This is a genomic window from Desulfurellaceae bacterium (assembly GCA_021296095.1).
In the GTDB taxonomy this organism is placed as follows: domain Bacteria; phylum Desulfobacterota; class Binatia; order Bin18; family Bin18; genus JAAXHF01.
The window spans coordinates 1,264-3,742 of record JAGWBB010000156.1 but is presented as its reverse complement, the minus strand read 5'-3'; the positions used below and the strand labels follow the sequence as shown (position 1 = coordinate 3,742).

Annotated in this window: 3 protein-coding genes; 1 reads left to right on the top strand and 2 read right to left on the bottom strand. The window is 64.8% G+C overall.

Annotated elements, in window-relative coordinates; all coding sequences use genetic code 11:
- Positions 1 to 821 (top strand): NAD-dependent epimerase/dehydratase family protein (locus J4F42_21965; protein ID MCE2488190.1); only part of this gene is annotated, 821 nt, incomplete at its 5' end.
- A 3-nt stretch (positions 822 to 824) separates the two neighbouring features.
- Here J4F42_21965 and J4F42_21960 read toward each other — a convergent pair.
- Entirely contained in the window at positions 825 to 1,091 is a 267-nt protein-coding gene (locus J4F42_21960) for a BolA family transcriptional regulator (GenBank protein ID MCE2488189.1), read from the bottom strand.
- Between the two features lie 4 nt (positions 1,092 to 1,095).
- On the bottom strand, positions 1,096 to 1,878 hold the full coding sequence (locus tag J4F42_21955; protein ID MCE2488188.1) for an enoyl-CoA hydratase/isomerase family protein: 783 nt from the start codon (positions 1,876 to 1,878) through the stop codon (positions 1,096 to 1,098).
- Positions 1,879 to 2,479: the final 601 nt, after the last annotated feature.

Sequence of the window (2,479 nt, the reverse complement as noted above, 5' to 3'; positions counted from 1 at the left end):
CCGACCGGGCGGGCATGGCCGACCTCTTTCGGCGCCACCGACCGGAGCGGGTCATCCACCTGGCCGCCCAGGCCGGCGTCCGCCACTCGCTGACCGACCCGCACGCCTATGTTGAGAGCAACCTGGTCGGCTTTCTGAACGTGATCGAGGGCTGCCGGGCGGCCCGGACCGCCCACCTGGTGTACGCCTCAAGCAGCTCGGTGTACGGGGCGAACACCACGCTGCCGTTTTCGGTCCACCACAATGTCGATCATCCGGTCTCGCTGTACGCGGCGTCCAAGAAGGCCAACGAGCTGATGGCCCATACCTACAGCCATGTGTACGGCCTGCCGACGACCGGCCTGCGGTTTTTTACGGTCTACGGTCCGTGGGGTCGGCCGGATATGGCCCTGTTCGTGTTCACCCGCGCCATTCTGGCCGGCGAACCCATAGCGGTCTTCAACAACGGCCGAATGCGCCGCGATTTCACCTACATCGACGATATCGTCGAAGGCGTGGTCCGGGTGCTGGACAGCGTTGCCCGGCCGAACCCGGACTGGTCCGGTCAGGCGCCCGACCCGGGCAGCAGCGCGGCACCCTACCGCCTGTATAACATCGGCAACAATCAGCCGGTCGAGCTGCTCGACTTTATTGCTGTACTGGAGGAATGCCTGGGACGCCCGGCAAAAAAAGACTTCCTGCCGCTCCAGGCCGGCGACGTGCCGGAGACCTGCGCCGACGTGGACGATCTGGTCCAGGCCGTCGGCTTTCGGCCGACCACGCCGTTGCGCGAGGGCATTGCCCGGTTCGTGGAGTGGTACCGGGCCTATTACCGGTGTTAGGGCTCAGACATCGTCCGGTGTCAGGGTGGTGAGGGCCAGGGCGTGAATCGCCCCGCCCATCTCGTCGGCCAGCGCCGCATAGACCAGGCGGTGCCGCTGCACCCGGTTCTTTCCGCTGAACAGCGGCGACACAATGCGCACCCGGTAATGCCCCCCGCCCGAGGCCGCCCCGGCATGACCGGCGTGCAGGGCGCTCTCGTCTTCAACCGTGAGGTCCAGGGCTTCGAGCCGGAGCCGGAGAATCTGTTCGATTGTCTGGGCGGTGTTCATTGGCTCAGGTATTCTGGCGGCCCTTGGTCGAAGGAAACACGGGGCTGCGGCGCTCCTGTAGGGAGGCCAGGCCCTCGCCCACATCTTTGCCGAAGAAACCCAGCATCTCCAGGGCCAGCGAGTAGTCGAACGAGGTGGCGGCGGCGTTACGCAGCCACTGGTTCAGGGACAGTTTGGTCCAGCGGATCGCCTGCTGGGCGCCGTTGGCCAGCTTGGTGGCGACCTCCATCGCCTTTGGCATCAGCTCGTCGTGGGGCACAACCATGCTGACCAGGCCGATCCGCTCGGCCTCGGTGGCATCCAGCAGGTCGCAGGTCAGAAGGTAGTACTTGGCCTTGGCCATGCCGACCAGCAGGGGCCAGATCGCGGCCGCATGATCGCCGGCCGCCACGCCCAGCCGGGTGTGGCCATCGGTAAACTTGGCCTTTTCCGAGGCAATGCTGATGTCGGCCATCAGCGCCACCGCCAGCCCGGCGCCGACCGCCACGCCGTTAATGGCCGAAATGATCGGCTTGTTGCAGTTGATCATGTTGTGGACGATGTCGCGCGCCTCTTTCATCGTCTGCGACACCACCTCGAGGTTGTCGATGGATGAGAAGGCGCGCCCGGCGCCGGTAATCACGGCAACCCGGGTGTCATCGTCCTCGGCAATATCCAGCCACACCTTGCTCAGCTCGTAGTGCAAACGGAAGTTTGTCGAGTTCAGCGTCTCGGGTCGGTTGATGGTCAGCAGGGCAATGCCGTCCTTAACCTCAATCACCAGATGTTCGTATTTGCTGTAATCCATACTCCTGCCTCCTTTCGGTCGAAGATAGCGGTAGACCGGGCTCGGTCTTGTCAGATTGCCGCTCTGCCTAATGCGCCTCCGCCCAGCTGCGTCCCTGGCCGATCTCCACCTCGAGCGGCACCTCAAGCGCCGCCACCCCTTCCATGGCTTCACGGACGTGGCGGGTCACGGTCTGGACTTCCTGCTCGGGCACCTCGAACAGCAGTTCGTCGTGCACCTGCAACAGCATGCGGGTGCCTGAGCCGTGCTCACCCAGCCGGCGGTCGATGGCCACCATGGCGATCTTGATCAGGTCGGCGGCCGTGCCCTGAATCGGGGTGTTGATGGCAACCCGTTCGGCGGCACTGGCGACCTGACGGTTGGTGCTGCGCAGGTCCGGCACGTAGCGCCGCCGGCCGTGCAGGGTGGTCACATAGCCCCGCTCCCGGGCGGTGTCCAGCACGCCGTCCATATAACCCTTGATCCCGTGGTAGCGGGCAAAATACTGGTCGATATAGCCCTGGGCGGTCTTGAACGGAATGCCCAGCGAGCGGCCCAGACGGTGGGCGCCCATGCCGTAGATAATCCCGAAATTGATCGTCTTGGCCTGACGCCGCTGGTC

Excerpts from the sequence above, each read along its gene's own strand:
- J4F42_21960 (MCE2488189.1), bottom strand. The coding sequence starts at position 1,091 with ATGAACACCGCCCAGACAATCGAACAGATTCTCCGGCTCCGGCTCGAA.
- J4F42_21955 (MCE2488188.1), bottom strand. The coding sequence starts at position 1,878 with ATGGATTACAGCAAATACGAACATCTGGTGATTGAGGTTAAGGACGGC.